This window comes from Pseudomonas sp. FW305-3-2-15-E-TSA4, from assembly GCF_058787295.1.
In genome coordinates this window covers 136,386-162,351 of record NZ_JBYSZP010000009.1, presented here as the reverse complement: position 1 = coordinate 162,351, position 25,966 = coordinate 136,386, and the positions used below count along the sequence as shown (strand labels likewise).

At 61.4% G+C, this 25,966-nt stretch carries 15 protein-coding genes and 1 other RNA gene; 10 read left to right on the top strand and 6 right to left on the bottom strand.

The annotated features are described in order from the left end of the window. Positions 1 to 463: 463 nt before the first annotated feature. Complete coding sequence (rlmKL, locus tag AC3WMV_RS14485; RefSeq protein WP_097087615.1) at positions 464 to 2,734, top strand: bifunctional 23S rRNA (guanine(2069)-N(7))-methyltransferase RlmK/23S rRNA (guanine(2445)-N(2))-methyltransferase RlmL; 2,271 nt, start codon at positions 464 to 466, stop codon at positions 2,732 to 2,734. Positions 2,735 to 2,882: 148 nt separating this feature from the next. Further along, the gene (locus tag AC3WMV_RS14480) at positions 2,883 to 5,270 is read left to right on the top strand and encodes a sensor domain-containing diguanylate cyclase (protein WP_103368375.1); all 2,388 of its coding nucleotides are present in this window, start codon (positions 2,883 to 2,885) and stop codon (positions 5,268 to 5,270) included. A 158-nt stretch (positions 5,271 to 5,428) separates the two neighbouring features. Here the strand turns inward: AC3WMV_RS14480 and dacB are convergent, their stop codons facing one another. Further along, the gene (dacB, locus tag AC3WMV_RS14475; RefSeq protein ID WP_103368376.1) at positions 5,429 to 6,889 is read right to left on the bottom strand and encodes a D-alanyl-D-alanine carboxypeptidase/D-alanyl-D-alanine endopeptidase; all 1,461 of its coding nucleotides are present in this window, start codon (positions 6,887 to 6,889) and stop codon (positions 5,429 to 5,431) included. A 235-nt stretch (positions 6,890 to 7,124) separates the two neighbouring features. Between dacB and AC3WMV_RS14470 the strand changes: the two genes are divergently transcribed. Then, positions 7,125 to 7,469, top strand: a complete 345-nt coding sequence (locus AC3WMV_RS14470) for a YggL family protein (protein WP_003223308.1) — start codon at positions 7,125 to 7,127, stop codon at positions 7,467 to 7,469. A 37-nt stretch (positions 7,470 to 7,506) separates the two neighbouring features. Here AC3WMV_RS14470 and AC3WMV_RS14465 read toward each other — a convergent pair whose 3' ends face one another. Beyond that, a complete protein-coding gene (locus AC3WMV_RS14465) occupies positions 7,507 to 8,703 on the bottom strand; it encodes a benzoate/H(+) symporter BenE family transporter (RefSeq protein ID WP_103368377.1) in 1,197 nt (398 codons plus the stop codon). 359 nt (positions 8,704 to 9,062) lie between these two features. On the opposite strand from AC3WMV_RS14465, the gene AC3WMV_RS14460 reads away from it, so the two are divergent. Further along, the gene (locus AC3WMV_RS14460; RefSeq protein ID WP_103368378.1) at positions 9,063 to 9,827 is read left to right on the top strand and encodes a GntR family transcriptional regulator; all 765 of its coding nucleotides are present in this window, start codon (positions 9,063 to 9,065) and stop codon (positions 9,825 to 9,827) included. A gap of 182 nt (positions 9,828 to 10,009) precedes the next feature. Here AC3WMV_RS14460 and guaD read toward each other — a convergent pair whose 3' ends face one another. From guaD to xdhA, 4 genes are all read right to left on the bottom strand, one after another. Further along, a complete protein-coding gene (guaD, locus tag AC3WMV_RS14455) occupies positions 10,010 to 11,314 on the bottom strand; it encodes a guanine deaminase (protein WP_103368379.1) in 1,305 nt (434 codons plus the stop codon). Positions 11,315 to 11,327: 13 nt separating this feature from the next. Then, positions 11,328 to 12,185, bottom strand: a complete 858-nt coding sequence (xdhC, locus tag AC3WMV_RS14450) for a xanthine dehydrogenase accessory protein XdhC (RefSeq protein ID WP_103368380.1) — start codon at positions 12,183 to 12,185, stop codon at positions 11,328 to 11,330. A gap of 119 nt (positions 12,186 to 12,304) precedes the next feature. Continuing rightward, a complete protein-coding gene (gene xdhB / locus AC3WMV_RS14445; protein ID WP_103368381.1) occupies positions 12,305 to 14,704 on the bottom strand; it encodes a xanthine dehydrogenase molybdopterin binding subunit in 2,400 nt (799 codons plus the stop codon). Further along, on the bottom strand, positions 14,697 to 16,151 hold the full coding sequence (xdhA, locus tag AC3WMV_RS14440; RefSeq protein WP_103368382.1) for a xanthine dehydrogenase small subunit: 1,455 nt from the start codon (positions 16,149 to 16,151) through the stop codon (positions 14,697 to 14,699). Before xdhA ends, xdhB begins: the two co-directional genes overlap by 8 nt. Before the next feature lie 267 nt (positions 16,152 to 16,418). On the opposite strand from xdhA, the gene AC3WMV_RS14435 reads away from it, so the two are divergent. The 6 genes from AC3WMV_RS14435 to ffs all read left to right on the top strand — a co-directional run bounded on the left by AC3WMV_RS14435 (position 16,419) and on the right by ffs (position 25,824). Beyond that, positions 16,419 to 17,078, top strand: a complete 660-nt coding sequence (locus AC3WMV_RS14435; RefSeq protein ID WP_007961062.1) for a GntR family transcriptional regulator — start codon at positions 16,419 to 16,421, stop codon at positions 17,076 to 17,078. 2 nt (positions 17,079 to 17,080) lie between these two features. Then, positions 17,081 to 20,569: a chromosome segregation protein SMC gene (gene smc / locus AC3WMV_RS14430; protein ID WP_103368383.1), complete on the top strand. Its 3,489-nt coding sequence runs from the start codon at positions 17,081 to 17,083 to the stop codon at positions 20,567 to 20,569. 259 nt (positions 20,570 to 20,828) lie between these two features. After that, positions 20,829 to 21,692, top strand: a complete 864-nt coding sequence (zipA, locus tag AC3WMV_RS14425) for a cell division protein ZipA (RefSeq protein WP_103368384.1) — start codon at positions 20,829 to 20,831, stop codon at positions 21,690 to 21,692. Between the two features lie 147 nt (positions 21,693 to 21,839). Further along, positions 21,840 to 24,197, top strand: coding sequence for an NAD-dependent DNA ligase LigA (gene ligA / locus AC3WMV_RS14420; RefSeq protein WP_103368385.1), 2,358 nt, complete (start codon positions 21,840 to 21,842; stop codon positions 24,195 to 24,197). 252 nt (positions 24,198 to 24,449) lie between these two features. Further along, positions 24,450 to 25,616, top strand: coding sequence for a zinc-binding metallopeptidase family protein (locus AC3WMV_RS14415; RefSeq protein ID WP_103368386.1), 1,167 nt, complete (start codon positions 24,450 to 24,452; stop codon positions 25,614 to 25,616). Between the two features lie 111 nt (positions 25,617 to 25,727). Next, an RNA gene (gene ffs, locus AC3WMV_RS14410) (signal recognition particle sRNA small type) lies at positions 25,728 to 25,824 on the top strand. Positions 25,825 to 25,966 lie beyond the last annotated feature (142 nt).

The window sequence follows — 25,966 nt, the reverse complement described above, 5'->3', positions numbered from 1 at the left end:
CTGCCGTTGGGCGGCTCGCTGCCGGCGTGGCGAGCCAAGGTGTTGACGCCGTTGCGACGTCAACCTGTGGTCAGTTCTAACCAATGAGTCACACCGAGGGAATGATCGTTTTGTCATAAGGACGTAACGAAAATAGTGCTACAGCCATAAGTAACGACGGGTTTCATGAACGTTTTTTCAGCAAACCCCGGTATGATCGGCCCCGCACTGGATGATGGGGTTAATCCTTTAGTGAGAATGACCCACGTTTACGCTGGGGTAATATTCGACGAAGGGTTGCTTTGAGTCATTTTGTTTCATCAACTTTAATACCTGTCCTTGCATCTAAGCTCTTTTAACCCGAGCAGCGGGGATGGAACGGCACACCTTCGTGCCACGCGGGCGCTCTTTTAGAAAAGCGCCTGATTGAAAACCGGATCGGCAATGCGTTGCCGGTTCACTAGCCAAAGGCTCTGGAAATACCATGTCCGACCGTTTCGAACTCTTCCTCACTTGCCCCAAAGGCCTTGAAGGCCTGCTCATCGAGGAAGCCGTCGGGCTTGGCCTTGAAGACGCCCGCGAGCACACCTCCGCCGTGCGTGGCATGGCGACCATGGAAACCGCTTATCGCCTGTGCCTGTGGTCGCGTCTGGCCAACCGGGTGTTGCTGGTGCTCAAGCGCTTCCCGATGAAAGACGCTGAAGACCTGTACCACGGCGTGCTTGACGTCGAGTGGCAGGATCACATGCTCGCCGACGGCACTCTGGCCGTCGAATTCAGCGGCCACGGCTCGGGCATCGACAACACCCACTTCGGTGCGCTGAAAGTCAAAGACGCCATCGTCGACAAACTCCGTACCCCGCAAGGAGACCGTCCGTCGATCGACAAGCTCAACCCGGATCTGCGCATTCACCTGCGCCTGGATCGCGGCGAAGCGATCCTGTCCCTCGACCTTTCCGGCCACAGCCTGCATCAGCGCGGTTACCGCCTGCAGCAGGGCGCGGCGCCGCTGAAGGAAAACCTCGCGGCAGCGATCCTGATCCGTTCCGGCTGGCCGCGCATTGCGGCCGAAGGCGGCGCGCTGGCTGACCCGATGTGCGGTGTCGGTACGTTCCTCGTCGAAGCCGGGATGATCGCCGCCGACATGGCGCCGAACCTGCGCCGCGAGCAGTGGGGCTTTACCGCATGGCTCGGCCACGTTCCGGCGCTGTGGAAAAAACTCCATGAAGAAGCGGTCGAACGCGCCGCTGCCGGTCTGGCCAAGCCGCCGCTGTGGATTCGCGGTTACGAAGCCGACCCGCGGCTGATTCAGCCGGGCCGCAATAACGTCGAACGCGCCGGTCTGAGCGAGTGGATCAAGATCTATCAGGGCGAAGTCGCGACCTTCGAGCCGCGTCCGGACCAGAACCAGAAAGGTCTGGTGATCTGCAACCCGCCGTACGGTGAGCGTCTGGGTGACGAAGCCAGCCTGCTTTACCTCTATCAGAACCTTGGCGAGCGCCTGCGTCAGGCCTGCCTGAACTGGGAAGCGGCGGTATTCACCGGCGCCCCGGATCTGGGCAAGCGCATGGGCATTCGCAGCCACAAACAGTATTCGTTCTGGAACGGCGCGCTGCCGTGCAAGCTGTTGTTGATCAAGGTGCTGCCGGACCAGTTCGTCACCGGCGAGCGGCGGACTCCGGAACAGCGTCAGGCCGAGCGCGAGCAAGCAGCCTACGATCAGACCCCGAACGAGCCGCAAGAGCGCAAGTTCAACAAGAACGGCAACCCGATCAAACCGACGCCAGCCCCGGCGCCGGTGGTCGAGCAGCCGCGCCTGAGCGAAGGCGGGCAGATGTTTGCCAACCGCCTGCAGAAAAATCTCAAGGCGATGAGCAAGTGGGTCAAGCGCGAAGGCATCGACTGCTACCGCGTCTACGATGCCGACATGCCGGAATACGCCATGGCCATCGACCTGTACCACGACTGGGTGCACGTGCAGGAATACGCCGCGCCGAAGTCGATCGATCCGGAAAAGGCCTCGGCGCGCATGTTCGACGCCTTGGCGGCGATCCCGCAGGCGCTGAACGTCGACAAGAGCCGCGTGGTGGTCAAACGCCGCGAGCGTCAGAGCGGCACCAAGCAATACGAGCGTCAGGCGGCGCAAGGCAAGTTCAATGAGGTCAGCGAAGGTGGCGTCAAGCTGCTGGTGAACCTCACCGACTACCTCGACACCGGGCTGTTCCTCGATCACCGGCCAATGCGTATGCGCATTCAGAAAGAGGCCGCCGGCAAGCGCTTCCTCAATCTGTTCTGCTACACCGCGACCGCCAGTGTGCATGCGGCCAAGGGCGGTGCCCGCAGCACCACCAGCGTCGACCTGTCGAAGACTTACCTCGACTGGGCGCGGCGCAACCTGTCGCTGAACGGCTTCTCCGACAAGAACCGTCTGGAGCAGGGCGACGTGATGGCGTGGCTGGAAAGCAGCCGCGACGAGTACGACCTGATCTTCATCGACCCGCCGACCTTCTCCAACTCCAAGCGCATGGAAGGCATCTTCGACGTGCAGCGTGATCAGGTGCAGTTGATCGACCTGGCCATGGCACGTCTGGCGCCGGGTGGCGTGCTGTATTTCTCCAACAACTTCCGCAAGTTCCAGCTGGAGGAGAACCTGGCCGAACGTTACGCGGTCGAGGAAATCAGCGCGCAGACCATCGATCCGGATTTTGCGCGTAACACCAAGATCCACCGCGCCTGGAAAATCACGGCTCGTTGACGCTTGGGCGGGTTGGATCCACAGAGCCTTGATTTTTAAAGGCTCTTGGATCCGATCAGCGCTAGCCAAATTAATGGCTAATAGCTATAACTCAACTCATGGCCAATGGGGTTTTCCCCCCGAAACAATGGCGTCGTGAGTTGCCCCTATGTCGTTGCACCCCGTGCGCCCAAAGATTCTGGGTTTTATCAGCGAAGACGTCTCGGCCTGGCTGGTCGCGCTGCTGGTATTGCTCGCCGGCGGGATTCTCACGGGGCTGCTCGCCTGGGCCACCCTCAATCAGTTTCACCATCAACTGCGCCAACGCTTCCAGTTGCTGGCCAATGAGCGTTACAGCCGTATCGAAGAGCGTTTCCAGGATCAGGAACAGCGTCTCGACGGCCTGCGCCGTTTCTTCGCCAACTCCGATTCGGTCTCACGTAATGAATTCGACGGCTATGCCAAACCGCTTCTATTACGCACCCAGGCCTATTCCTATGCGCCGCGAGTCAGCCGTGCCGAACGCCCGGCGGTCGAACAGGCCGTGCGTAACGAAGGCTTCAGCACTTTTACCTTTCGTGAACTGAACGCTGACGATCAGTTGCAGACCGCCGCTGATCGCCCCGAATACGTACCGGTGATCTACACCCAGAGCCTCAGCCGCTTGCCCACACCGCTGGGTTACGACTTGCTGGCGCAGCCGCTGCGCCGGGCGACGCTGGAACGCGCCGACCGCACCGGGCACATGGTGGTGTCGCAACCATTGCATCTGGTGGGGATTGATCCGGCGTATGCCCGGGGCGTCTTGCTGCTGGCGCCGGTCACTCGTGAAGGGGCGCCGAAAGGGCCGCCGCAAGGCTATGTGATGGCGGTGATCAGCATGCAGCAGTTGCTGGCCGACGGACTGCCGGAGGAGCACCAGGATTTCCTCAATGTACGCATTCTCGACCTGTCCACCGATGAACAGCATGAAGTGCTCTACGAGTCCGCCAACCAGGCTGGGGCCAGTGATCTGTCCGCCACACGTCTGTTGCGCATGGCCGACCATGACTATCAAGTGGATATGCAGCCCAGCGAAGCGTTTCTGCAGGCCAACCATTCGTCAATCAGCAGCCTGGTGGTGCTGGGGGCGCTGCTGAGTCTGTTGCTCAGCGCACTGCTTTACGTGCTGGTCAGTCAACGCCAGCGCGCCTTGCGCATGGTCGAACTGCGCACCCAGGAACTGCACGCCCGCGAGCAGGAATTGCGCGGCACCCACGGTCAGTTGCGCGGGGTACTGAATGCCGCGACCCAGGTGGCAATCATCGCCACCGACCTGCGCGGGGTGATCAACACCTTCAACCCCGGCGCCGAACAGATGCTCGGCTACAGCAGCGCCGATGTGGTCGGGCACATGACCCTGGAAAACCTGCATCTGCCGCGAGAGCTGGCGGCGCGTTCGGCGGAGTTGAGTGCGCGTTACGGCAAGAGCATTCCGACCTGCCACGCGATGTTGGTCGAGGGCGGCGAGGTCGGCGGTCACGAGGCTCGCGAGTGGACGCTGGTGCGCAGCGACGGCAGTTATCTGCCGGTGAACATGCTCGCCACCCCGGTGCTCGATGAGCAGGGTTTGTGGGTCGGGCATCTGGCGATCTGCATCGACATCACCGAGCGCAAGCGCGTGCACGAGGCGCTGGCGGCGCGGGATGTATTGCTGAAAAAGCTCAGCGCGCACGTGCCCGGCGGCATCTACCAATTCAAGATGGAGTTCGACGGGCGCTTCAGCGTGATCTACGCCAGCGATGGCATCCGCGAGATCTACGAGCTGGAGCCGGACGTGTTGCTGCTCAATGCCGAGGCGATTTTCACCCGCATCCATCCACAAGACGTCTCGCGAGTGCGCAGCTCGATCCGTGCTTCGGCGGACAGCCTCAGCCCATGGCGCGAGGAATACCGTGTGCAGTTGCCCGAGCGCGGCCTGCGCTGGGTGCGCGGCGAGGCGACGCCGGAAGAGCTGCCGGGCGGCGGCGTGCTGTGGCACGGCTACATCTCGGACATTTCCGATTTGAAACGGGTGGAGGAGGAATTGCGGGCGCTATCGGTCACCGACTCGCTGACCGGTATCCACAACCGCCGCTACTTCCAGGAACGCCTGACTACCGAAATGGCCCGGGTCGAGCGCGGCGGCGGTGAGCTGTCGGTGATCATGCTCGACATCGACCACTTCAAACGCATCAACGACCAGTACGGCCATGCCGTCGGTGATCGGGTGCTGCAGGCGGTGTGCGAGCGCATCGGCCATCGTTTACGGCGGACTGATGTGTTCTGTCGTCTCGGTGGTGAAGAGTTCATGGTGCTGTGCCCGGACATCGACGGTGAGCATGCGTACATGCTGGCGGTGGAGTTGTGGCAAGGCCTGCGCAGTGCGCCGGTGGATGTGGTCGGGGTGGTGACGGCCAGTTTCGGCATCGCCAGCTGGCGCCCGGGGGAGGGCGCGGATGCGCTGCTGCTGCGCGCGGATTCGGGGGTGTATGCGGCGAAGCAAGGCGGGCGTGATCGGGTCGAGCAGATGAGCTGAGCCGTTACACCAATCCCCTTTGGAACCCTGTTTTGTGGCGATGGAGCTTGCTCCCGCTTGAGTGCGTAGCGCTCACAAAATCATTGGGGCCGCTGCGCAGCCCAGCGGGAGCAAGCTCCCTCGCCACAGAGAGTTGCATCCACAGGTTCGACGGTGGTTTACAGGGCCGAAGCCGTCTGCGGCAGGCGCGGCTGCTTGTACAGATCCAGCAGCACCTGATCCAGCACCGACGACGCGCCGAACGGGGCCTTGTCGTTGAGGATCGCCACCACCGCCCAGGTGTTGCCGTTGACGTCGCGGCTGAAGCCGGCGATGGCGCGCACGGTGTTCAGGGTGCCGGTCTTGACGTGGGCCTCGCCGCGCATCGCGGTGGTCTTCAGGCGTTTGCGCATGGTGCCGTCGGTGCCGGCAATCGGCATAGAGCTGATGTACTCGGCGGCGTACGGGCTATGCCAGGCGGCTTGCAGCATGTTGGCCATCTCGCGGGCGCTGACGCGTTCGGCGCGCGACAGCCCGGAGCCGTTCTCCATCACCAGGTGCGGCGCGGTGATGCCTTTCTTCGCCAGCCACTGGCGGACTACGCGTTGTGCGGCCTTGGCGTCGTCACCGTCGGCTTCGTTGCGGTACTTCTGACCGAGGCTCAGGAACAGCTGCTGAGCCATGGTGTTGTTACTGTATTTGTTGATGTCGCGGATGATTTCCGCCAGATCCGGCGAGTAGGCGCGGGCCAGCAGCTTGGCGCCACTCGGGGTCGCGGCGAGGCGATCCTTGCCCTGAATGCTGCCGCCCAGTTCTTTCCAGATCGCGCGCACGGCACCGGCGGTGTAGGTCGCGTGGTCGAGCAGCGACAGATAAGTCTGCGAGCTGCAGCCATCGCCCAACTGGCCGGCGACGGTCACGGTCACGCTGCCATCAGGCTGGGTCACCGGGTTGTAGCGCACGCCACCGGTGCACTGCTTGGAGTTGAGCGCCTTGACCGTGTTTTCGATGCGCACGCTGGCAATCGGCGGCTCCACCGAGATCAGCACCCGGCCCCCGTCATTGCGCGCGACGAAGCGCAGGGCCTTGAGGTTGACCAGCAGCGAGTCGGGTTTGACCAGGAACGGCTTGTTCTCGTCATTGCCGTCGTCGTTGAACTCGGGCAGTTGCGGCTGGATGAAGAAGCTGCGGTCGAGGATCAGATCGCCGGTGACCTGGGTCACGCCGTTGGCGCGCAGGTCGCGCATCAGCAGCCAGAGTTTTTCCATGTTCAGCTTCGGATCGCCGCCACCCTTGAGGTACAGGTTGCCGTTGAGAATGCCGCCACTGAGGTCGCCGTCGGTGTAGAACTCGGTTTTCCACTGATGGTTAGGGCCGAGCATTTCCAGCGAGGCGTAGGTGGTGACCAGTTTCATGGTCGAGGCCGGGTTGACCGAGACGTCGGCGTTATACACGGTCGGATTGCCCGGGCCGTCGAGCGGAATCATCACCAGCGACAGCGCAGTCGGCTGCAGCTTGCTGGCCTTGAGGGCTTTTTCGACGTTAGGGGTGAGGGCGGTATTGATAGTGGCAGCGGCAACCGGCAGGGCCAGGGGCAGAAGAAGGCCGGCAAGAAACAGAGGACGCAACGATTTGATCATATGAAATAAAACCCTGCAGAAGAGGGGAGAAATAACGAGGGCATGGATGAAAAAGCCCTCAGTGGTCATGAAAGTGTCGGCATTATGCCCCAAGGTGTAACAGCTTGTGCCTTGCCCGAGGCGGCCATTTCGTTATTTTTTTTACAGGCGGTCGACCACCGCGCCCAGAGAGTCGGGCAATTGACCGCTTAAACTGGTAAAGTGCCGGCCGTTATTACTTAAGAGGATTGTTCCAATGGCGACTAACCGTTCCCAGCGTCTGCGCAAAAAACTGTGCGTTGATGAATTCCAAGAGCTGGGTTTCGAACTGAACCTGGACTTCAAAGAAGACTTGTCCGAAGAAGCCATTGACGCTTTCCTCGAAGCATTCATCAAAGAAGCCATGGAAGCCAACGGTCTGGGTTATGTTGGCGGCGATGACTTCGGTCTGGTTTGCCTGCAGAAGCGTGGCTCGGTCAACGAAGAGCAGCGCGCTGCCGTTGAAGCCTGGCTGAAAAACCGTAGCGAACTGACCGGCATGACCGTCAGCCCGCTGCTGGACGTCTGGTATCCGGAAAAGCCGATCAACGCGGCCAAGTGATACTGAAAAAAACGGCGACCTGAGGGTCGCCGTTTTTTTATGCCTGGGCTTTGCGCCAATTCAAAATCAGTAACGTCAAAACCCCCGCGACAATCCCCCAGAACGCCGAGCCGATGGAAAACAGCGTCAACCCCGACGCCGTGACCATAAAGGTGATCAGCGCCGCCTCGCGTTCCTTCACTTCGGTCATGGCAATGCTCAGGCCGTTGATGATCGAGCCGAACAGCGCCAGCGCGGCAATCGACAGCACCAGTTCTTTCGGCAACGCGGCAAACAGCGCCGCCAATGTGGCGCCGAACACCCCGGCAATCCCGTAGAAAATCCCGCACCAGACCGCGGCGGTGTAGCGTTTGTTGCGATCTTCATGGGCGTGCGGCCCGGTGCAGATGGCTGCGCTGATCGCCGCGAGGTTGATGCCGTGGGAGCCGAATGGCGCCAGCAACAGCGAGGCGATGCCGGTGCTGGTGATCAGTGGCGAGGCGGGCACGTTGTAGCCGTCGGCGCGCAGTACGGCGATGCCGGGCATGTTCTGCGAAGTCATCGCCACCACGAACAACGGAATGCCGATGCTGATGGTTGCGGCCAGCGAGAAGTGCGGCGTGGTCCAGACTGGCGTCGCCAGTTCCAGATGGAAACCGTTGAAATCCAGCAGACCCATGAAGCCCGACAGTGCGGTGCCGATCAGCAATGCGGCGAGTACGGCGTAACGCGGTGACAGACGTTTTACCAGCAGATAAGTGAAGAACATCCCCAGCACCAGCCCGGTGCGGTGTTGCGCGGCGACGAAGATTTCGCTGCCGATCTTGAACAGAATCCCCGCCAGCAACGCTGCCGCCAGCGACGCGGGGATCTTTTTCACCAGGCGTTCGAAGCTGCCGGTCAGCCCGCAAATCGTCACCAGCACCGCGCAGGTGATATAGGCACCGATAGCCTCGCCATAACTGACGCCACCGAGGCTGGTGATCAACAGGGCTGCACCCGGTGTCGACCAGGCAATCGTGATCGGTGTGCGATAACGCAGCGACAAGCCGATCGAGCACACCGCCATGCCGATCGAGATCGCCCAGATCCACGAGGAAATCTGCCCGCTGCTCAGGCCCGCCGCTTGCCCGGCCTGGAACATCAGCACCAGCGAACTGGTGTAGCCGGTCATCATCGCGATGAAACCGGCAACGATCGCCGAAGGCGAAGTGTCGGCGAGGGGGCGCAGGCGGGTGTAGGTGGCGTCGTTCATGACGGCGGTGTTCCTTATACAGATGGAGATGTCCGTAGCAACGCTGAACCCTGTGGGAGCGGGCTTGCTCGCGAAAGCGGTGGGTCATTCAAGGCAGATGTCGCCTGACACACCGCTTTCGCGAGCAAGCCCGCTCCCACAGGGGGATTTGTGTTCTGGCTGCGGATTCTGCGATCAAGCCTAAACTCAAACCTGACGGATCGTTGCAATACAGCCGTGGTCACAAACAGCCGTACAGTCGTGTTGCCACCATTCATTGTGTACAATCGCGCTGTTTTTTACGCGATACTTGCCAGCGACCTACTGTGCCGTATTACAGTCACGGTCTATTCGCCGCAGTTCTCCCGACTCGAGTGCCCATGAACGAACAGTTGCAACCCCTCAAGAAACAACCGCGAGCAGGCAAAGCCGGCCGCAGCGGAACCCAGGACGATATTGTCTACGCGCATATCTTCGAGGCCATCCTCGAACAGCGTCTGGCGCCCGGTACAAAATTGAGCGAAGAAGCGTTGGGGGAAATCTTCGGGGTCAGCCGCACCATCATTCGCCGCGCACTCTCGCGTCTGGCCCATGAAGGCGTGGTGCTGTTGCGGCCGAACCGTGGCGCGGTCGTCGCCAGCCCGAGCGTTGAAGAAGCGCGTCAAGTGTTCATGGCCCGCCGTCTGGTGGAGCGCGCGATCACCGAGCTGGCCGTGCAGCACGCCACCGCCGAGCAGATCGCCGAACTGCGTCAGATGGTCAACGACGAGCGCGACAGTTTCTCCCGTGGCGATCGCGGCGCCGGTATCCGTCTGTCGGGCGAATTCCATCTGAAACTGGCCGAAGCGGCGAAGAACGCGCCACTGATCAGCTTCCAGCGCAGTCTGGTCTCGCAGACCTCGCTGATCATCGCCCAGTACGAAAGCGGCAACCGCTCGCATTGCTCCTACGACGAGCACACCCAGTTGATCGACGCCATCGAAGCGCGCAACGGTGAGCTGGCGGTGGACCTGATGATGCATCACATGGATCACATCGACAGCAAGCTCAACCTCGATGAGGAAAGTGCGTCGGATGATCTGCATGCGGTGTTCTCGCATTTGTTGCAGACCAAGAAGTCTGGGCGCCCAAGCGCCAAGCTTTGAGCTGACACCGAGTCGCTCCAATCGCTGGCAAGCCAGCTCCCACAGGGATTTGTGGGGTTCACCGAATCTGCGATACACCGAGAAATCTGTGGGAGCTGGCTTGCCAGCGATAGCAATCTGACAGGCAACAAAAATCCCCCAGGCTGAAAAGCGCTGGGGGATTTTTTATGCCTTGAAAAAACTCAGCGCTGATGCACCAAAGCCCCCGCCGCATACGTCTGCTGCACCGTGCGGTCATCGCCCAGTGTCATCAGCACAAACAACGTTTCGGCAATGTTGTTGGCCTGTTTCAGGCGATAGCTGAGCAGTGGCGTGGCGTTGTAGTCCAGCACCAGGAAGTCGGCGTCTGAACCCGGTTGCAGGTTGCCGATCTTGTCTTCCAGACGCAGCGCCCGCGCACCGCCCAGCGTCGCCAGGTACAGCGACTTGAACGGACTCAACCGCGCGCCCTGCAACTGCATGACTTTGTAGGCTTCGTTCAGGGTTTGCAGCAGCGAGAAACTGGTGCCGCCGCCGACGTCAGTGCCGAGACCGACGTTGAGCTTGTGCTTCTCGGCCATCGGCAGGTTGAACAGACCACTGCCGAGGAAGAAGTTCGAGGTCGGGCAGAACGAGATCGCCGAGCCGGTTTCCGCCAGACGTGCACATTCGTCGTCGCACAGGTGCACGCCGTGGGCGAACACCGAGCGTTCGCCGAGCAGCTTGTAGTGATCGTAAACGTCGAGGTAACCCTTGCGCTCCGGGAACAGTTCCTTGACCCACTCGATTTCCTTGAGGTTTTCGCTGATGTGGGTCTGCATGTACAGATCCGGATATTCGGTCAACAGTTGGCCGGCGAGGGTCAGTTGCTCCGGGGTGCTGGTCGGGGCGAAACGCGGGGTGACCGCGTAGTGCAGGCGGCTCTTGCCGTGCCAGCGTTCGATCAGCGCCTTGCTCTCGACGTAGCTCGATTCGGCGGTGTCGGTCAGATAGTCCGGCGCGTTGCGGTCCATCATCACCTTGCCGGCGATCATCCGCAGGTCGAGTTTCTCGGCCGCCTCGAAGAACGAGTTCACCGACTGCGGGTGCACGCTGCCGAACACCAGCGCGGTGGTGGTGCCGTTGCGCAGCAGTTCCTTGATGAAAATATCCGCCACTTCATCGGCGTGGGCCTTGTCACCGAACTGGCTTTCGCACGGGAAGGTGTAGGTGTTGAGCCAGTCCAGCAGTTGCTCGCCGTAGGCCCCGACCATGCCGGTTTGCGGCAGGTGGATGTGGGTGTCGATGAAGCCCGGGGTGATCAGCGCGTCCTGATAGTGGGTGATCTCGATGTCCGCCGGCAGGGTCGGCAGCAGTTCGCTGGCGTGGCCGAGGGCGCTGATCTTGCCGCCATCGACCACCAGCAGGCCATCCTCGAAATATTCGTAGGAGGCTTCGATCCCGACTTCGGCGGGGTCGGCGATGCTGTGCAGGATGGCGGCGCGGTAGGCTTTGCGAGTCAGAGGCATGAGGGTTCTCTAATCAGTTTGAGGCTTTGAGTTTGGCGGCCTGACTGCGCCGCGAAACCGGCAGCAGTCTGGCAATCGGTTCGGCGCTGGCGCTGTGCTGGCCGAAATTGGCGTTATAGGTGGCGATAATTTCGCCGGCTATGGAGATGGCGATTTCCACAGGCAGTTTGCCTTTGACGTCGCCAATGCCCATCGGGCAGCGCATGCGTTGCACGACGCCGCTGTCGAAACCGCGATCCCGCAGGCGATGTTCGAACTTGGCCCGTTTGGTCTTCGAACCGATCAGGCCGAAGTAGGCGAAGTCGTTGCGCTTGAGGATCGCGGCAGTGAGTTCCAGGTCGAGCTGATGGTTGTGGGTCATGACGATGCAGTAGCTGCCGGCGGGCAGGTTGTCGATTTCATCCACAGGCTCTTCGGCGACGATTTTACGCACGCCGTGGGGGATCTGTTCGGGGAATTCCTCTTCCCGCGAATCGATCCAGCGCACTCGACACGGCAGGCTGGCGAGCAGCGGCACCAGCGCGCGGCCGACATGCCCGGCGCCGAAAACGGCGATCTGCGCCTGCACCTGGCCCATCGGTTCGAACAGCAGCACGGTGGCGCCGCCGCAGCACTGGCCGAGGCTGGCACCCAGGCTGAAGCGCTCCAGATGGGTGTCCTGCTTGCCGCTGGCAAGCATTTCGCGGGCGATCTGCATGGCTTTGTATTCCAGATGCCCGCCACCGATGGTGTCGAAGGTCTGTTTCGCGCTGACGACCATTTTCGAGCCGGCATTGCGCGGAGTCGAGCCGAGTTCTTCGATGATCGTCACCAGAACACAGGGTTCGCCCTGGTTCTGCAGGTCGGCGAGGGCGTCGATCCAGTTGTACATGTTCACCTCGACATCTGTCGTTGTCTGTTCGGGCCTCTTCGCGAGCAGGCTCGCTCCCACATTTGGAATGCATTCTCCCTGTGGGAGCGAGCCTGCTCGCGAATGGCCGCGCCTCGGTCCTAGAGCGGAGCCAACTCGGTTTCAGCTTCGACCGCTTTTACAGTCTTGAGCTGGCGCATCTGCTCACAGCCCCACAACACCCGCTCCGGGGTCGCCGGCGCATCGATCTGCGGCTGATGCTTATAGTCACCGAGGCTCGCCACCGCGTCCTTGATCGCGCACCACGCGGCAATCCCGAGCATGAACGGCGGCTCACCCACAGCCTTGGAATGGAACACCGTGTCTTCCGGGTTCTTGCGGTTTTCCACCAGCTTCACCCGCAGGTCCAGCGGCATGTCCGCCACGGCCGGGATCTTGTAGCTGGCCGGGCCGTTGGTCATCAGCTTGCCCTTGTTGTTCCAGACCAGCTCCTCCATGGTCAGCCAGCCCATGCCCTGGACGAAACCACCCTCGACCTGACCGATGTCGATCGCCGGGTTCAGCGAGGCACCGACGTCGTGGAGGATGTCGGTACGGAGCATCTTGTACTCGCCGGTCAGGGTGTCGACGATCACTTCGCAGCACGCCGCGCCGAAGGCGAAGTAGTAGAACGGCCGACCCCGGGCCTGGCTGCGGTCGTAGTAGATTTTCGGGGTCTTGTAGAAGCCGGTGCTAGACAGCGAGACCTGATTGAAATACGCCAGCTGGATCAGCGCCTCGAAGGTCATGATGTGGTCACGCACGCGCACATGGCCGTTGTGGAATTCCACGTCTTCTTCGCTGACCTTGTAGTGCCGCGCGGCGAATTCCACCAGACGCTGCTTGATGATCTCGGCGGCGTTCTGCGCGGCCTTGCCGTTGAGGTCAGCGCCGCTGGAGGCCGCAGTCGGCGAGGTGTTCGGCACTTTGTCGGTGTTGGTCGCGGTGATCTGCACCCGATCCATTTCCACCTGGAACACTTCGGCCACCACCTGCGCGACTTTGGTGTTGAGGCCCTGGCCCATTTCCGTGCCGCCGTGGTTCAGGTGGATGCTGCCGTCGGTGTAGACGTGGATCAGCGCGCCGGCCTGGTTCAAGAAGCTGGCGGTGAAGGAGATGCCGAATTTCACCGGGGTCAGCGCCAGGCCTTTTTTCAGGATCGGGCTGTTGGCGTTGTAGCGGCGGATCGCTTCGCGGCGCTCGGCGTACTGGCTGCTTTCTTCCAGTTCGGCAGTCATCTCTTCGAGCATGTTGTGCTCGACGGTCTGGTAGTAGTGGGTGACGTTGCGCTCGGTCTTGCCATAGTAGTTGGCCTTGCGCACCGCCAGCGGATCGAGGTTGAGGTGACGGGCAATCGCGTCCATCACTTCTTCGATGGCGACCATCCCTTGCGGGCCGCCGAAACCACGGTAGGCAGTGTTCGACGCGGTGTTGGTCTTGCAGCGGTGACCATTGATGGTCGCGTCACCGAGGTAGTAAGAGTTGTCCGAGTGGAACATCGCCCGGTCGACAATTGACGCTGACAGGTCCGGCGAGCAGCCGCAGTTGCCGGCCAGATCCATGGCGATCCCGTGCAGACGCCCGGTGCTGTCGAAGCCGACGTCGTACTCGACGTAGAACGGGTGGCGCTTGCCGGTCATCAGCATGTCTTCGACCCGTGGCAGGCGCATCTTGGTCGGCTGACCGGTGAGGTGCGCGATCACCGCGCACAGGCACGCCGGGCTGGCGGCCTGGGTTTCCTTGCCGCCGAAACCACCGCCCATGCGGCGCATGTCGACGACGATCTTGTTCATCGACACGTCGAGCACTTCGGCCACCAGCTTCTGCACTTCGGTGGGGTTCTGCGTCGAGCAGTAGACGATCATGCCGCCGTCTTCGGTGGGCATGACCGAGGAGATCTGGGTTTCCAGATAAAAGTGTTCCTGGCCGCCGATGTGCAGCGTGCCCTGAATGCGGTGTTCGGCGGTGGCCAATGCCGAGGCCGAATCGCCACGCTGATGGGTATGGCTGTCGAGCACGAAGTGGCGTTTGCGCAAGGCTTCGACCACGTCCAGCACCGGCTCGAGATCTTCGTATTCGATGATCGCCGCCATCGCCGCTTTGCGTGCGGTTTCCAGGTCTTTCGCGGCCACGGCCAGCACCGGTTGCCCGACGAACTGCACGTCATCGATGGCCAGCAGCGGATCGCCCGGCAGCAACGGGCCGATGTCTTTGAGGCCCGGCACGTCTTCGTGGGTGATCGCAATGCGCACGCCTTCGAAGGCGTAGCAGGGCTTGGTGTCGATGCTGATGATTTTCGCGTGGGCGCGGTCCGACAGCCGTGCGTACACGTGCAGCTGATTGGGGAATTCCAGACGATCATCGATGTACTGCGCTTCACCGGACACATGCTTGGCGGCGCTGTCGTGCTTGACGCTGCGGCCGACACCGGTGGTCAGGTCCCTGGCGAACAGTTCCGCCAGTTCGGCTTGAGTCTTCTCTACGGCGTGATGGTTAGACATAAGCGGTCACCCGAGTCTCGATGTGCGGTGTTTGCAGTTCGATGAAGTATTTGCGCAGCAGGTTCTGCGCGCTGAGCAGGCGATATTCCTTGCTGGCGCGGAAGTCCGAGAGCGGCGTGAAGTCTTCGGCCAGCGCAGCGCAGGCGCGTTCGATCACAGCGTTGTTGAACGGCTGGCCGAGCAGCACGGCTTCGCAATGGGCGGCGCGTTTCGGAATCGCGGCCATGCCGCCGAACGCCATGCGCGCATCGCTGATCACGCCGTTTTCCACGCGCAGATTGAAGGCGGCGCAGACGGCGGAGATGTCATCGTCCAGACGCTTGGAAACCTTGTAGGCGCGGAAACGCTGTTCGGCGGTGGCGCGCGGGACGACGATTTTTTCGATGAATTCGCTTTCCTGACGGGCGGTGACCTTGTAGTCGATGAAGTAATCTTCCAGGTTCAGCGTGCGCCGGGTTTCGCCTTTGCACAGCACCACTTGCGCGCCGAGGGCGATCAGCAACGGTGGCGAGTCACCGATCGGCGAGGCGTTGCCGATGTTGCCGCCGAGGGTGCCCTGGTTGCGGATCTGCAGCGAGGCGAAGCGGTGCAGCAGTTCGCCGAAGTCCGGGTACTCGGCAGTGAGCGCTTCGTAGCAGTCGGAGAGGGCGGTGGCGGCGCCGATTTCGATGCGGTCGTCGAAGCTTTCGATGCGCTTCATTTCGGCTACGTTGCCGACGTAAATCATCACCGGCAGGGTGCGGTGGAACTGGGTGACTTCCAGCGCCAGATCAGTGCCGCCGGCCAGCAGCCGCGCTTGTGGGTAAGCGTCATACAGATCGGCCAGATCGGCGACGGTCAGCGGCACCAGGCAGCGCTTGTCGCCACTGTTGAGTTCGCCGATATCGGTCGGGGCGATGGCTTTGAGGCGGGCGATGGTCTCGGCTTCGCGGGCATCGAACTGGTCCGGCTGTTTGCCGCAGCAGGATTGCTCGGCGGCGGCGAGAATCGGCCGGTAGCCGGTGCAGCGGCAGAGGTTGCCGGCCAGCGCTTCGTGCGCCTTGGCCGGATCCGGTGCATCGCTGTTCTTTTGCAGGGCGAACAGCGACATGACGAAGCCGGGGGTGCAGAAGCCGCACTGCGAGCCGTGGCACTCGACCATGGCTTTCTGCACGCTGTGCAGTTCGCCCTGGTGCTTGAGGTCTTCGACGCTGATCAGTTGTTTGCCATGCAGCGACGACACAAAGGTCAGGCACGAGTTGAGGCTGCGATAGCGAATGTGTTCGCGGCCGGCGTCATCCGTTTGCAACTCGCCGACCACCACGGTGCAGGCGCCACAGTCGCCGCTGGCGCAGCCTTCTTTGGTGCCGGACTTGCCCACGTGTTCGCGCAGGTAATTGAGCACGGTCAGATTCGGGTCCAGGGCGTGCTCGCTACGGAGTTCCTGGTTAAGTAAAAACTGGATCACGGAAGGCCTCGCAGACTCATTATTGTTGTTAACCGACTTGAGCCGAATTTAGCAGGTCTGACTTTTCGGTCAATGGTTTTCTGACTTAAAGGTCAGGAAAAACGGTTTTGTCGATTAACGCGTGCTCTATTGAGTATTGACCCTGAGCGGATTCACTGCCTTTTTGCTTGAATCGTGCCAAAAAGCGCCGTGCGGGCACTCCGCCATGCACCTGCATTTGCGCTACACTGCGCCGCTTGTGCAGATCGAAGAGTTTGAAGGACAACCATGACGTTCAAGGCGCCGGACAGCCTCGCCGAGCAAATTGCTCACCACCTCGCCGAACGCATCATTCGCGGCGAAATGAAGCCGGGAGAGCGCATTCAGGAACAGAAGGTCACGCTGGCCCTCAATGTCAGCCGCGGATCGGTCCGCGAAGCCCTGCTGATCCTCGAACGCCGTCACCTGATCGCGATCCTGCCGCGACGTGGCGCCCATGTCACCGAACTCACCGCACACAAGGTGCAGAGCCTGTGCACGCTGATGAGCGAGCTGTACATCCTGCTCGGCAATGCGGTCGCCAATGGCTGGCAGACCCAGGCCGACATGGCGCCGTTCGTGCAGATCCAGCAGCGCCTGACCGCCAGCTACGAGCGTCAGGACATCCGCACCTTCGTCGACGACAGCTTCGCCGTGATGCGCGCTGCGTACCCGTTTGCCAACAACCCGTACCTGCAAGAGACCGTCGAGAACCTGCAGCCGGCCATGAGCCGTGCGTATTTCCTCGCCCTCGAACAGCGCAAGGCCGAAATGAGCGAGTTCCTCGAGCTGTTCGAACGCCTGCTGGCCGCTGTGCTCGCCCGTGATTTGCCGCAGATCCGCATCGTGCTGACGGCTTACGCCCAGCGCAGCTGCGATCTGGTGGTCTCCGCCCTGACGGTTGCCTGAGCGTGCGGCTGAAGTGCATCAAACTGGCGGGGTTCAAGTCCTTCGTCGACCCGACCACGGTGAACTTCCCCAGTAACATGGCGGCGGTCGTCGGGCCGAACGGTTGCGGCAAGTCGAACATCATCGACGCCGTACGCTGGGTAATGGGCGAAAGTTCGGCGAAGAACCTGCGTGGCGAGTCGATGACCGACGTCATCTTCAACGGTTCGACCAGCCGCAAACCGGTGAGCCAGGCGAGCATCGAACTGGTGTTCGACAACTCCGACGGCACCCTGGTCGGCGAGTACGCGGCTTACGCCGAGATCTCCATTCGCCGCAAAGTCACCCGCGACAGCCAGAACAGCTATTTCCTCAACGGCGCCAAGTGCCGTCGTCGCGACATTACCGACATCTTCCTCGGCACCGGCCTCGGCCCGCGCAGCTACTCGATCATCGAGCAGGGGATGATCTCCAAGCTGATCGAAGCCAAACCGGAAGACCTGCGCAACTTCATCGAAGAAGCGGCGGGCATCTCCAAGTACAAGGAGCGTCGGCGCGAGACCGAAAACCGCATCCGCCGCACCCACGAAAACCTTGCGCGTCTGACCGACCTGCGTGAAGAGCTTGAGCGTCAGCTCGAACGTTTGCACCGGCAGGCCGAGTCCGCCAAGAAGTATCAGGAATACAAGAGCGAAGAGCGCCAGCTCAAGGCGCAACTGTCGGCCCTGCGCTGGCAGGATCTGAACGATCAGGTCGGCCAGCGCGAGTCGATCATCGGCACCCAGGAAGTCAGTTTCGAAGCGCTGGTCGCCGAGCAGCGCAATGCCGATGCGGCTATCGAGCGGCTGCGCGACGGGCACCATGAACTGTCCGAGCGCTTCAATCTGGTGCAGGGCCGCTTCTATTCGGTCGGCGGCGACATCGCCCGGGTCGAGCAGAGCATCCAGCACGGCCAGCAGCGCTTGCGCCAGTTGCAGGACGATCTGAAAGAAGCCGAGCGCGCGCGTCTGGAAACCGAATCGCACCTGGGCCACGACCGCACGCTGCTGCTGACCCTCGGCGAAGAGCTGGACACGCTCACCCCCGAGCAGGAAGTCACCAGCGCCGCTGCCGAAGAAGCCGCCGCTGCGCTGGAAGATTCCGAAAGCGTCATGCACGGCTGGCAGGAGCAGTGGGACACCTTCAACCTGACCGCCGCCGAACCCCGGCGTCAGGCTGAAGTGCAGCAGTCGCGGATCCAGCAGCTGGAAACCAGCATGGAGCGTCTGGCCGATCGGCAAAAGCGTCTCGCCGAAGAGCGCGATCTGCTTTCCGCCGACCCGGAAGACGCGGCGATCATGGCGCTCAACGAGCAGCTCGCCGAATCCGAAGCGACCCTCGAAGATTTGCAGACCAGCGAAGAAGCGCAGGTCGAAAAGCTTGAACAACTGCGTCAGGAATTGCAGCAGGCATTGACCGCGCAGCAGCAGGCGCAGGGCGATCTGCAACGGCTCAACGGGCGGCTGGCGTCGCTGGAAGCCTTGCAGCAGGCTGCACTCGATCCGGGCACCGGCACCGCCGAATGGCTGAAGGAACACAACCTCGCCGAACGGCCGCGTCTGGCCGAAGGCTTGAAGGTCGAGGCCGGTTGGGAGCTGGCGGTGGAAACCGTGCTCGGCGCCGATCTGCAAGCGGTGCTGGTGGACGACTTCAACGGTTTCGATCTGTCCGGTTTCACCCAAGGCGATCTGCGCCTGCTCAGCCCCGCCAGCGATGGTGTGCGAGTGGCGGGCAGCCTGCTGGATAAAGTCGAGGCGCAGATCGATCTGTCGCCATGGCTCGGCCAGGTCAAACCGGTCGATAGCCTTGAGCAAGCGTTGGCCCTGCGCGGCCAGTTGAGTGCCGGGCAGAGCCTGATCAGTCGCGACGGTTACTGGGTAGGCCGACACTTCCTGCGGGTGCGTCGCGCCAGTGAAGCCGAGAGCGGCATGCTCGCCCGTGGCCAGGAAATCGAGACGTTGCAGGCCGAACGCGAAGAGCGTGAAGCCACGGTCGAAGCCATGGAAATCCGTCTGCAAACCCTGCGGGCGCAACAGCGGCAGCAGGAAAACGGCCGTGAGCATTTGCGCCGTTTGCTGCAGGACGAAGCCCGCTCCCAAGGTGAATTGAAAGCCCAGTTGTCCGCCGGTAAAGCCAAGGCTGAACAGCTGACGCTGCGCCGCACCCGCCTTGATGAAGAGTTGATCGAACTCGGCGAGCAACGCGAACTGGAACACGAGCAGATCGGCGAAGCGCGCATGCAATTGCAGGAAGCGCTCGACGCCATGGCGCTGGACACCGAGCAGCGCGAGTTGCTGCTGGCCCAGCGTGACAGCCTGCGCGAACGCCTTGATCGCGTGCGCCAGGAAGCCCGCCAGCACAAGGATCATGCCCATCAACTGGCGGTGCGTCTCGGCTCGTTGCGCGCGCAGCACGATTCCACGCGCCAGGCGTTGGAACGTCTGGAGATGCAGGCCGAGCGCCTGACCGAAAAGCGTGAGCAGTTGAGTCTGAATCTGGAGGAGGGCGAGGCACCGCTGGAAGAGCTGCGCCTGAAACTCGAAGAGCTGCTCGACAAACGCATGACCGTCGACGAAGAGCTGAAGACTGCGCAGATCGCGCTGGAAGACGCCGACCGCGAACTGCGCGAGGCGGAAAAGCGCCGGACCCAGGCCGAGCAGCAATCGCAACTGATCCGTGGCCAGCTCGAACAACAGCGCATGGAATGGCAAGCGCTGACCGTGCGGCGCAAGGCGTTGCAGGATCAATTGCTCGAAGACGGCTACGATCTCAATGGCGTGCTCGCGACCTTGACGCCTGAGGCCAGTGAACGCGCCGCCGAAGAAGAACTCGAACGGATCAATGCGCGGATTCAGCGCCTGGGCGCGATCAACCTCGCGGCCATCGACGAATACACGCAACAATCCGAGCGTAAACGTTATCTGGATGCGCAGGACGCGGATCTGGTCGAAGCACTGGAGACCCTGGAAAACGTCATTCGCAAGATCGACAAGGAAACCCGTAACCGCTTCAAAGATACCTTTGATCAGATCAATGGCGGTTTACAGGCGCTTTTTCCGAAAGTTTTCGGTGGTGGCAGCGCGTATTTGGAACTGACGGGCGAAGATCTACTCGATACAGGGGTGACGATCATGGCGCGGCCGCCAGGAAAGAAGAACAGCACCATCCATTTGCTCTCTGGCGGGGAAAAAGCCCTGACCGCACTGGCACTGGTTTTTGCGATCTTCAAATTGAATCCGGCGCCGTTCTGCATGCTCGATGAAGTTGACGCGCCACTGGATGACGCTAACGTTGGACGCTACGCACGATTGGTTAAAGAAATGTCGCAGACCGTGCAGTTCATCTATATCACCCACAACAAGATCGCCATGGAAATGGCCGATCAACTGATGGGCGTGACGATGCACGAGCCGGGTTGTTCGCGACTGGTTGCAGTGGATGTCGAGGAGGCGATGGCGATGGTGGACGCCTGAGTCAGCGTGGTGTCGGAAGGGTATGAGTAGTCTGTAGGACTTTTTTACCGACTTCGACTTGCTGGCCAATCGACATATTCGCGCAAGCCAATGTGACAGACGGTGTAAAGTTGTCTTTGGTCGTGCTAGTTTAATGTCAATTTTTCGTATACGTGGGCAAAACGCCTGTCAGAACATAGAGTTGGCGCCACGTTTTAAAGCGGTTTGCACAATGTAAACCCCTTATTTTTCAGCATTTTTTATAGAGGCACGGGATTACATGGAAATCGGTCTGCGCGAGTGGCTGATCGTCATCGGCATCATTGTGATAGCCGGTATTCTTTTCGATGGCTGGCGCCGTATGCGCGGCGGCAAGGGAAAACTGAAATTCCGTCTTGACCGAAGTCTGTCCAACCTGCCGGACGAGGACACCAGCGCCGAGCTGTTGGGCCCGGCCCGCGTACTGGATACGCACAAAGAGCCGCAACTGGACGAACACGATCTGCCGTCGGTGAGCATGCCGGCCCGCGAAGCACGCGAGCCTCGCGAATCCGGTTCGAAACGTGGCAAGCGCGGCAGCAATGGTCCGGCCCAGGGCGACCTGAACCTCGATCTGGATCTGGACGGCGGCCCGAGCTTCAGCAGTCGTGATGATGACTTCGTCGACGACAGCAAGCATGCGCCTGCGGTGGCCGACAAGGATCAGCCGCAAGCCGAAGAAGTCCTGGTGATCAGCGTGATCTGCCGCGACGCCGCCGGCTTCAAAGGCCCGGCGCTGTTGCAGAACATTCTGGAAAGCGGTCTACGTTTTGGCGAGATGGATATTTTCCACCGCCACGAAAGCATGGCCGGCAACGGTGAAGTGCTGTTCTCCATGGCCAATGCGGTCAAGCCTGGTATCTTCGATCTGGACGACATCGACCATTTCAGCACCCCGGCGGTGAGCTTCTTCCTCGGCCTGCCAGGCCCGCGTCATCCGAAGCAGGCCTTCGACGTGATGGTGGCGGCAGCGCGCAAGCTGTCCCAGGAACTGAACGGCGAGCTGAAAGACGACCAGCGCAGCGTGCTGACCGCGCAGACTATCGAGCACTACCGTCAGCGCATCGTCGAATTCGAACGCCGCGCCCTGACCCAGAAGCGCTAAGGCCAAGATCAAAAGATCGCAGCCTTCGGCCGCTCCTACAGAGGAACGCGATCCCTGTAGGAGCTGTCGAGTGCAACGAGGCTGCGATCTTTGAATGATGAAACTGGAGCAGCCTCGGCTGCTCTTTTGCTTTATGAGAGAACACCCATGACCGCCGCCAAAAACCGCATTCTAGAGCTGCGCGCTGAACTCGATCAGCACAACTACCGTTACCACGTCCTCGACGAGCCGAGCATTCCGGACGCCGAGTACGACCGGTTGTTCCACGAGCTCAAGGCGCTGGAAGCGGCCAATCCGGAATTGATCACCAACGACTCGCCGACCCAGCGTGTCGGCAGCGTGGCATTGACCGCGTTCACCCAGGTGCGTCACGAAGTGCCGATGCTCAGCCTCGGCAACGCCTTCGAAGAAACCGACATGCGCGAATTCGACCGCCGGGTGACCGAAGGTCTGGATCTGCCGGCCGGTGATCTGTTCGGTGGCGGCGCGGCGGTGGAATACAGCTGCGAGCCGAAACTCGATGGCCTGGCGGTCAGCCTGCTGTATCAGGACGGCGTACTGGTACGCGGCGCCACCCGTGGCGATGGCACCACCGGTGAAGACATCAGCGTCAACGTGCGCACCGTGCGCAACATCCCGTTGAAGCTGCACGGCACAGGCTGGCCGGCGACCCTCGAAGTGCGCGGGGAAGTGTTCATGTCCAAGGCCGGTTTCGAGCGCCTCAACGCCTCGCAACTGGAAGTCGGCGGCAAGACCTTCGCCAACCCGCGCAACGCCGCTGCTGGCAGCCTGCGTCAGTTGGATTCGAAGATCACCGCCAACCGCCCGCTGGAATTCTGCTGCTACGGTATCGGTCAGGTCTCCCACGATATTTCCGACACCCATATCGGCAACCTCAAGCAATTGCAGAAGTGGGGCATGCCGATCAGCCACGAGCTGAAGCTGGCCAAAGGCATCGGCGAGTGCCTGGATTACTACCGCGACATGGGTGAGCGACGTAACTCGCTGACTTATGAAATCGACGGCGTGGTGTTCAAGGTCAACAGCATCGCCGATCAGCGTGAGCTGGGCTTCCGTGCCCGCGAACCGCGCTGGGCGATTGCGCACAAATTCCCGGCCATGGAAGAGCTCACCGAACTGCTCGACGTGGAATTCCAGGTCGGCCGTACCGGCGCCGTCACTCCGGTGGCACGGCTGAAACCGGTCAAGGTCGCCGGCGTCACCGTCGCCAACGCGACCCTGCACAACATGGACGAAGTGGCGCGCCTGGGCCTGATGATCGGCGACACGGTGATCATCCGTCGCGCCGGTGACGTGATCCCGCAGGTGGTGCAAGTGGTCACCGAACGTCGCCCGGAGAATGCTCGTCCTGTAGCGATTCCAGAGAATTGTCCGGTCTGCGGCTCCCATGTCGAGCGCACGCAACTGGTCAAGCGCAGCAAAGGCAAGGAAACCATCAGTGAAGGTGCGGTGTACCGCTGCGTCGGCCGTCTGGCCTGCGGTGCGCAACTGAAGCAGGCGATCATTCATTTCGTCTCGCGCCGGGCGATGGACATCGAGGGCCTTGGCGACAAGAGCGTCGAGCAACTGGTCGATGAAGGTCTGGTCAGCTCGCCGGCCGATCTGTACGCGCTGAAGTTCGACGACATTGTCGATCTGGAGGGCTTTGCCGAGGTCTCCAGCAACAAGCTGCTGGCGGCGATTGAAGACAGCAAGCAACCGGGACTGGCGCGGTTCATTTATGCGCTGGGCATTCCCGATGTCGGCGAGGAGACGGCCAAGGTGTTGGCGCGCTCGCTCGGTTCGCTGGAGCGCGTGCAGCAGGCGTTGCCGCAAGTGCTGACCTACCTGCCGGACATCGGCCTGGAAGTGGCCCACGAGATTCACAGCTTCTTCGAGGATGCACACAACCAGCAGGTGATCACCGAGTTGTTGGGGCATGGCCTGCAGATTCAGGATCAGGGTGAACTCGGCGCCGAATTTGCCGCCAGCACCACCCTCGGTGGTCTGCTCGACAAGCTGCACATTCCCTTTGTCGGCCCGGGCGGCGCGCAGAAACTGGCGGACAGGTTCGGTTCGCTGGAGGCGGTGATGAATGCCGACTGGCTGGACATGCGTCAGGCGCTGCCGGAGAAGCAGGCCAATTCGGTGCGCGAGTTTTTTGCTGTGCCCGAGCATCGGCAGATCGCCGAGGCCGCCGAGAAACAGCTGCGGGATTTCGGCATGCACTGGCTGAGCGAGAAGAAAGTCGTTGAGGGCCTGCCGCTGTCCGGCGAAACCTGGGTGCTGACCGGCAAGGTCGAGTTGATGAGCCGCGATGTGGCCAAAGAACACCTGGAGAGCCTCGGCGCCAAGGTCGCCGGCTCGGTATCGGCGAAAACTCATTGCGTGGTTGCAGGGCCGGGTGCTGGCTCGAAGCTGACCAAGGCCAATGAGCTGGGGGTGAAGGTGATGGATGAAGAGGCGTTTATCGCGTTCCTCAAAACCCATGGCATTTCTGCCTGATAGGGCTCAAACCTGTAGTGAGGGGATTTATCCCCGACCGGCTGCGCAGCAGTCGTAAAGCCTGAGCACACAGTTTGTCTGATTCAACTGAGTGGTAGGGTTCTGGGACTGCTTCGCAACCCATCGGGGCGGTGCGACGTTTCGCTAAATCCCCTCACCACAAGGGTGGTATCGGCCAATAGCCGTGGAGTATTCGGAACGATGTCGGCTCGGCAATGATCTAGTCTTGGCAAGCCCCAGGGAGAGATCGCCATGTACCGCTTTTTCGAGCAGCTCAGTTCTCGCATCGTCGCGCCGTTCATGGGCGAATCTTCACGCAACAGCAAAATCTGGCCGTGCCGCTGCGGCCAGTCGCTGTTCTTTCGCAACAGTCAGTGTCTGGCTTGCAGCGCCTTGTTGGGCTATCAGCCTGAAGAAAGTCGCCTGACCTCGTTGCAGCCCGGGCCACAGGACGGCAGTTGGACACTCGATGCCGATCCCGACGCCGGGCTGTTTCGTCGCTGCGCCAACCTCGACACTCCCGCCGCGTGCAACTGGTTGCTGCCGGATAACGGCCACGACAGCCTGTGCATCGCCTGCAGCCTCAACCGCACCATCCCCGACCTCTCAGTGCCGGAAAACCCCGAACGCTGGCGCAAAGTCGAAATCGCCAAGCGCCGGCTGGTGGCGCAACTGATCACCCTCGGCCTGCCGGTCATCCCGAAAACCGTGGATGAGGCCACCGGTCTGGCCTTCGACTTCATCGGCGTCGACCTCGAAGGCAACGCGCCAATGACCGGCCACGCCAACGGTCTGATCACCCTCGATATCAAAGAAGCCGACGACGCCCATCGCGAGCAGGTGCGGGCGGCAATGCATGAACCCTATCGCACGCTGCTCGGGCATTTCCGGCATGAGGTCGGGCATTATTATTGGGATCGTCTGATCGCCAATGGGCCGTGGCTTGAACCTTTCCGCACCCTGTTCGGCGACGAGCGCGCCAGTTACGCCGAAGCGCTCGACCGTCACTACCAGCAAGGCGCACCGCTGGACTGGCCGCAACACTACGTCAGCGCCTACGCGACCATGCACCCATGGGAAGATTGGGCCGAAACCTGGGCGCATTACCTGCACATGATGGATGCGGTGGATACCGCGCTGGGTTTCGGCATGAGCGCGCGGGAAATGGACTTCGACTACCAGCCGTTCCCGTCCAGCACGCTGTACGACCCGGAGCACCCCGGCGGCGCGGCGTTCCTGTCGTTCGTCAATGCGTGGATCGAACTGGCGGGCATGCTCAACGAGCTGTCACGCAGCATGGGGCAGCCGGATTTCTACCCGTTCGTGCTGCCGGCGGCGGCGATTGCCAAGTTGCACTTCATCCATCTGGTGATCCAGCAGGCGGGCGGCAAGGCGGACGAGGTGTTGCAGGCGCAATAGCAAGTGCTTGAAGCCCTTCATATTTTTAATCTGAAACCAACGGTTGTAACTTCGCTTCAGATAGGTACAATGGCGCGGCTCGCCGACAGGTGAGTGTCGTTATGGTGACCCCATCGGTCCCCCCGCAACGATTACCCGTGAACCTGGTCAGAGCCGGAAGGCAGCAGCCACAGCGGGAACATTGTGTGCCGGGGTGTGGCTGGTGGGGTTACCACCTTAACGAACGAAGAACGCTTCAACAGAACTGCATGGGTTTCGCCCACTGCGGTTTTTTTATGCCCGCGATTTGGGCTTTCACGCCAGCCCCTGTGGGAGCGAGCCTGCTCGCGAAGGCTGCCCCCGATGCCTGT